The organism is Bacteroides sp. MSK.20.12, from assembly GCF_019052435.1.
In the GTDB taxonomy this organism is placed as follows: domain Bacteria; phylum Bacteroidota; class Bacteroidia; order Bacteroidales; family Bacteroidaceae; genus Bacteroides; species Bacteroides xylanisolvens.
Genome location: NZ_JAHQVH010000063.1, coordinates 21,541 through 28,168, shown reverse-complemented (window position 1 = coordinate 28,168; position 6,628 = coordinate 21,541). Strand labels below are relative to the sequence as shown.

5 protein-coding genes are annotated in these 6,628 nt (G+C 41.3%); all 5 read right to left on the bottom strand.

The genetic code is table 11. The annotated features are described in order from the left end of the window. Positions 1 to 380: 380 nt before the first annotated feature. Positions 381 to 1,952: a ClC family H(+)/Cl(-) exchange transporter gene (locus KTR06_RS22715; RefSeq protein ID WP_008775097.1), complete on the bottom strand. Its 1,572-nt coding sequence runs from the start codon at positions 1,950 to 1,952 to the stop codon at positions 381 to 383. Positions 1,953 to 2,041: 89 nt separating this feature from the next. Beyond that, positions 2,042 to 4,795 (bottom strand): TonB-dependent receptor, encoded by a 2,754-nt coding sequence (locus tag KTR06_RS22710; RefSeq protein ID WP_217290828.1) that lies wholly within the window; start codon positions 4,793 to 4,795, stop codon positions 2,042 to 2,044. A 48-nt stretch (positions 4,796 to 4,843) separates the two neighbouring features. Continuing rightward, positions 4,844 to 5,407, bottom strand: coding sequence for a hypothetical protein (locus KTR06_RS22705; protein WP_009040731.1), 564 nt, complete (start codon positions 5,405 to 5,407; stop codon positions 4,844 to 4,846). A 33-nt stretch (positions 5,408 to 5,440) separates the two neighbouring features. Next, entirely contained in the window at positions 5,441 to 5,785 is a 345-nt protein-coding gene (locus KTR06_RS22700; protein WP_004316888.1) for a hypothetical protein, read from the bottom strand. 4 nt (positions 5,786 to 5,789) lie between these two features. Further along, the gene (locus KTR06_RS22695) at positions 5,790 to 6,329 is read right to left on the bottom strand and encodes an RNA polymerase sigma factor (protein ID WP_004302175.1); all 540 of its coding nucleotides are present in this window, start codon (positions 6,327 to 6,329) and stop codon (positions 5,790 to 5,792) included. Positions 6,330 to 6,628 lie beyond the last annotated feature (299 nt).

Genomic DNA, 6,628 nt, shown 5'->3' with positions numbered 1-6,628 from the left:
GATTCTGTGTAAGGAGTGTACTTCTTTTTTAATTCTTTCATGGGAATTTCGCATTGAAGAAGTGTCAACTTATTTAGTACACTACAGACACCACCATTTCTCCATAGAGTCACCCCAATTATCCCATAGCTTTGCATCAAGGAATCAAGGCTTTTTCTTTGATTATATAACGTGTTGCAGATACTTTATCTGCAACCTATCTGCCGCAGGTATCTGCAACGTTCCAACTATTTATCAATTAGCACATTACACGCGTTTGGTTGCAGGTGGCAGATGTTTTTATGTTTTTTCAACTTTATAGTAGGAAAAAATTTCGTTCATTTCTGCACTGTTTCATTCTTTTTTATACTGTTATGAATTTATACTGCCAACACCTATACTCAATAAATATTCGCCATACTCACTAAAGGTTCATACAATTTCTCTATATCCTGTGAGTCCATCTCTATTTGAACTTGATCTCCAGGCATTAATTTCTGTCCTTTGGGAGGCCAATTCTTACGGTCACGATGCACATTTATAATTATGCAACGTTCCGGTAAACGAAGTTCATCCACCATCTTGCCATCTAAATAAGACCCGCTCATTACTTCTACAGACAATGTATAACGGGGCTCTTCCTTAAAGGCAGGCGAATGAATCATATCATCATATAAAATTACATTGAACGGTTTTATCTGAAGCATTTCCGTAAAGTAATAGGTTAATCCACCTACAACAATGGAAGGATAAAAGACTTCCAAATGTCCCGTAATCTCGGTTATTAAGACAATAGCCGTCAGAGGTGTACGAATGACTGCTACAAGAAATGCCGACATACAAATCAACATGATATAACTGATATTCTCATAAGCAATCACACCCTGTTGAACCATAATCAATCCCACTATTTGCCCCAAAAGTCCTCCTGTCACCAGTGTAGGGATAAAACTTCCTCCCGGTAAACCCGAAGAAAAAGAAAAGGTACTAAAAACGAAATGCAACAACATCATGCCAACAATCCAAAGAATATGTGTATCCGGATGCATGGCCTGTGATAGCAAGAACTGTTCCCCTCCTCCCGTCAGATTAAACTCGGCCATAGAAATCAAAAAAGCAATAAAAAGCAAATACAGCATCTTCACGTATTCAGGATGCTTAATAGCGGGATAAATACGTTTCATCTGAAGAGTAGTGACAGAAAAGAATTTTCCAAAAACAGAAACTACTGCCGCCAACAAAAGAAACAGTTTCACCTGCCCCCAAAAAGTCATTCCAGGCACAATGGCATCTATATGAAAATAAGGATTGATGGGAAAAATCCAACTGGCAACCCCGCCTGCCACGACTCCTGCCAAAAGCGTGGTAATGGCTGTTTTAGGTGCATCGAACCGCTCAATAGATTCGATAACCAACAATGAGGAAGCTAATGGGGCAGCAAAAGCAGCCGCCAATCCGGCACCTGCACCGGCAGACAATAATTGTTTCCGTTCGCCACTAAGCACCCTCCCCCATTTTGATACCAAATATCCGACATACGAACCTATCTGTACGGAAGGTCCTTCACGCCCCAAAGACAATCCGGTACTTAATGCAAGTATCCCACCCACAAACTTCGCAACCAATTCCAGAAAAGGATGCTTATAATCAACCCTCCCATTAATAACTCCACGTGTTTGCGGAATCCCCCCGCCGGTAATAAGCGGCATTTTCTTCACCAGCCAGGATACGAATACAAGTATTCCCCACATCAACAGGAAAAGAGGGATATACCAATACCACTTGGGATGAGAATCAAAAAAATCATGGCGGAGATTAAAGAAGAACTGTAACAGGTAATGATAAGGCACGGCAACAAGCCCCGTCAGTAATCCTACGAAGATACTGACAAAGTAAAGTCGTGCATCAATCAACTTCAGTTTAAAAATGCGCCAACGACCATTATCTTTTATCTTTTTTATCAGTCGAAACATTCAGCCAGCCTTACATTGTTTTATACGTAGGACATACAACAATCAAAACCTAGCTGTGGTTTTCAAACTCATGAAGATTTAATTTCTAATTATCTTCCCATCATATTCAGACGAAGTATAGCGTGTACCATAAAGTAAGACCCCAGTGCATTATAATCCGTGTCACGAATGGCGGTGGCGGTAATTGTGCGTATCAAAGAAATATCCTGATGGAGAATATCATAGATCTTGAAACGGATTAATAACTGTTTCTTTTTTAGAAAGGCTTTTGACAGTTGGCAGTTCCACATGAAATTCTCTTTGGCATAACCTTCATAACCATAACCGGTGCGGAGAGAATAAGTCAGGTCATTATATAGTTCCATCCCCCAAGGCAGATAAAGTTGCAGTTGGGTTCCTGCCTGATAATCAAAAGTTTCAGTACGTTTCTCCCGCACATCATTATAAGAATTGTTATAAATCAGGCCGACAAGCCCCGTAAGTTCCATTTGACGGGTACGATAAGTAAGCCGTAGACGCTCACGTCCCGTTAAATGCTGTACGGAGGTTTTCACCGGTTCTTCTTTATTCAGAGTTGTATAGCCATTCTGATTCCGGTATTGCAGATAGGAGTAAGTGCGAAATATCCAGCTACGATTCTTAAAAGGGGTATTGAGAGAAAAAGACCCCATGGCGCGCCAATTACCATTCATATTGACCGGAGACGTCGTTCGCACACCGGTTTCGCTGTCATAAGTCACCTGATTGGTTACATTATTAATGGTATTCTCGAACAAAGCGGTAGCTACCATATTTCGCTGATGTTTGGTATTGTAGGAATTAAAATTCAATGTAAACGTATTCGTATATGAAGGCTTCAACGAAGGGTTACCGACACGGATATTTAAAGGATTGGTACGGTCGGTCACAGGTTGGAGGTCGCGTACGCTTGGCTGTTTTCCTTTTCCTCTATACACAATTTGCAAACGGGTACGTTTTGAAAACTTGTAACGGAAATTGACTGTGGGTGAGAAATTCATGACTGATCTTTCCAACTGATCTTCGGGAGCGTCGCTCAACAAAGAATGGCTGACAGACTTTTGTGGTTCAAAATCAACTCCAATATTATAATTATACTTTTTCTGTGAAGTACGTATGGCAAGGTTCACCAAGTGATTACTGTATTGATTTTCAAAACGGTTACTGGAGTCTTCATCAAAGTCGGGAGCAAACTCTTCCAGTTCCTTATCCCAGTCATAGACAAAACGATCCGAATTGTTCACTTTATACTGATAGCTGTAACGGAGTTGCAGGAAATGCCGCCACGGCAACGGTTCTACATATACCAGTTGCACCCGGTAATTATACCCGTCCACATCATCCTCTATCTTCTGATTCTGAATCTTCTTCGTATTATTTTTGAAGTACCGGGTGGTGGAAAGGCTCTTCCGGTCGGTAGATGAAGCATTAGTACCATAGTCTACTTTCAAAGCGACATTTCTCCCCAACCGACTCAATTTCCGGCTAAGTTGTAACATCATCGTCAGGTTATACCGGGAATTATGGTTGGTGCCGGAGGACTCTCTCTCATTCAACAATACATCATTCCCCCACCCTTCCTGAAAGCCACTATTCTCTCTGTCATTGGCCGAAAAACGATATTGAGGACGGAAAATCAATGTAGTAACAGAATCCATCTTCCATTCAAGAAAAGCATTGGCCACCAGCTCATGATTCTGCAACCGGCTATTGTTCGTGCCCAGATTGATTGACCGATCCTCGCGAAGAAAATTGTCGACCGTTGTACGGCTGTCTTCCAAACGGTCTGTACCCACGTATTGAAGATTGGAACATAACTTAACCCGCTTCCAGTCATGAGTCGCGTTTAGTCCCAATGAACGGGAAGTAGTCAGCCCCATCCGATTACGGATATTACCTGTAGCATTTGAAGATTCATTCTGCAATTCCGAGAATCCCTGATTATTGGTATTATTCAGATTCCCGATAATCGTTAATTGAGAGTTTTCACGAAAGCGGTTCAAGGTATTGGCTAATTCATAACGGTCTTTACTCCCGTATCCTCCCATAAAATTCTCCATCCAACCCAATTTCATGTCCTTTTTCACAGACAGATCCAGAATCATCTCTTCCTCTCCGTCATCTATCCCAGTGAGACGCGCCAAATCTGATTGGCGTTCATAGGCTTTCAACTTCTCCACCATCTCCACGGGAAGGTTTTTAAGGGCGGCTTTCGGGTCATCAGAGAAAAACTCTTTACCGTCTACTAAAATCTTCTTTACCTCCTTACCATGTATCAATAACTTACCGTCCGCATCTATTTCGCTTCCCGGAAGTTGTTTCACCAACTCTTCAAGCATTGAACCTTCGGGAGTACGATAGGCGGAAGCATTGAAGACTGTTGTATCTCCTTCCGTCACCGCCATCGGGGCTTGACCTACTACTACGGCCTCATCCAAAGCATAACTTTCCGGAGTCAGATTGATATTTCCCAATTCATAGGAGGTGCTTTTGCGGGAAATGGAAATGAGATGAAAAACAGGTTTATATCCGATATATGAAACTTGCAATAATAAAGACTTCGCCTTAGTCGCAGTAGGAACGGAAACGGAAAGTTGAAATTTACCGATAGCATCCGTAGCACCGCCGCCCAACAATGTACTATCCGGTAAAGCCAAAAGCCGGACCGTAGCAAACGGTACCGGCTGATTGGTTTCAGTATCAATCACACGACCGGAAAAACGCTCTTTGCCGGACTGAGCAAAAACAGTCAAACTAATCAGTAACAAGACATAACAAGTAATCAAACGGTACTGAAAAGAATAAATATGGCTGCCTATGTTCAAATTGTGTTGATTTAGTAAAATAAAACTATAATAAAATAAACCTAATCTTTATTTCTGGCCTTGACGCGGAGCACGAGGTCTTTGTCCCTGGTGGTGTCCCTGTCCCGGTTTCTGACCTTTTCTGCGGTCAAATTCCTTTCTGAATTTATTAGCATTCATCTTTTCCTGCTGATAAATCTTCAAAATCTGCTTCTGCGAAAGTATCTTGCTGAATTCATTGTAATACTTTTCACGAATATCCAGCATTTTACGGCTTTGAGTAAACTGGTTCCGCAACATGGTTGCAATCTCGTCGTCAGTCATGGACGGACGTTCTTTCTTAGCATTAGCGTCTGTGCCTTGTGCTTTAGTTTTCTCTGTTCTCGCCTTATGAGTCATCATACGACATTCACGCAATTCTTTCAGATACTTCTCGTATACCGGAGTAAATTTAGCTGCCGTTGCATCATCCAACATCAATGTATTTACTATTTGTTTAGTCTGCATCTGCACCATTTGTTCTGGTGTAGGACGCTGTTTTTTTTGTTTATTATCCGTATTCTGTGCAGACAAAGTCATCTGGCTTCCCATCAGGAGAACGGCCAAAATTACATAAATAAATTTAGTCTTCATAATCTTCACGTTTAAAATAATTAATTGAGTTACTTAATTCAAAAATATATCATTTTCAGAGAAGCTGACGAGCTCTTCCAACTCCTCATCTGATAGTTCTTTAATCCATTTATCTACCGGTTCCGTACCATTGGCTAATACTTTCGAAGAAGATGTTGTCACCTCATCTGCCTGTCGCAAAGACGGAACAAACAGAAATCCGACCCATACGGCTGCTATGGTAATCACCGTAGAAATAATCAGCTTCGTATGAGACTTCCGCTGTTGCTTCACTCCGGCACGTTCCATCACCTTTCGTTGCACGTCCTCGAAGAATCCATCGGGGGTACGGTAAGGTGTCCGTTTTCCAATATCATCAAAATCAAAATCCTTTTTCATCGTTCTATCTGTTTAATATATATTCCTTTATCTTCTCTTTCGCATAGTGGTAATTCACTTTTAGTGTATCCACTTTACTATCCAGTACACGGGCGATCTCTTCATATTCAAGTTCATCGTAATAACGCAAGTTGAATACCAGCCGTTGCTTTTCCGGCAGACTTAAAATAGCTTCCTGAAACTTTACTGCCAACTCATTCTCATAATCAATGTAATCGGAAGCCTTCAACTTGCCCATCAACTCTTCCTGAACATCTTCTGCGGAAACAACTCCCTCATCTTTACGTCCGTTAAGCAAGCGTAAACTCTCATTCGTTGCAATCCGGTAAATCCAAGTTGACAGCGAACTTTCTTCGCGAAACTGATCGATATGCCGGAATACCCGGATAAAGACTTCCTGAAGCACATCTTCCGCATCTTCATGAGATACAACCAGTCTACGGATATAATTATATATCGGCACCTGAAAAGAGTCCATCAGCATCTTGAATCCCCGTTCGCGATTCGAGGCACAAGCTTCACGAATTTTATTCTCGTTTATCATCAATTCTTTTTCTGAACTTTATTAGTTAGAACGCAGAAGACTGACGAAGTTAAATATGGGATTTGGTATTTTGCTTTTATTAACAAGAGAGGGAGAACTGGCGGAAATCATTGTCGGTATATACGATAGGAATAAACGCATGATTCCTGATGACGTTCTGATGAAGGTAGAAAATTATAGTGACGCTATATGCTCGGGATAGTGACGGTATCATTGTCTCATACCGTCACTATCTTTGCCGGATAGCGTCACTATGTTTTTAGTAGAAATACTCTATTTATAAGCTGTAAACAAGGAGA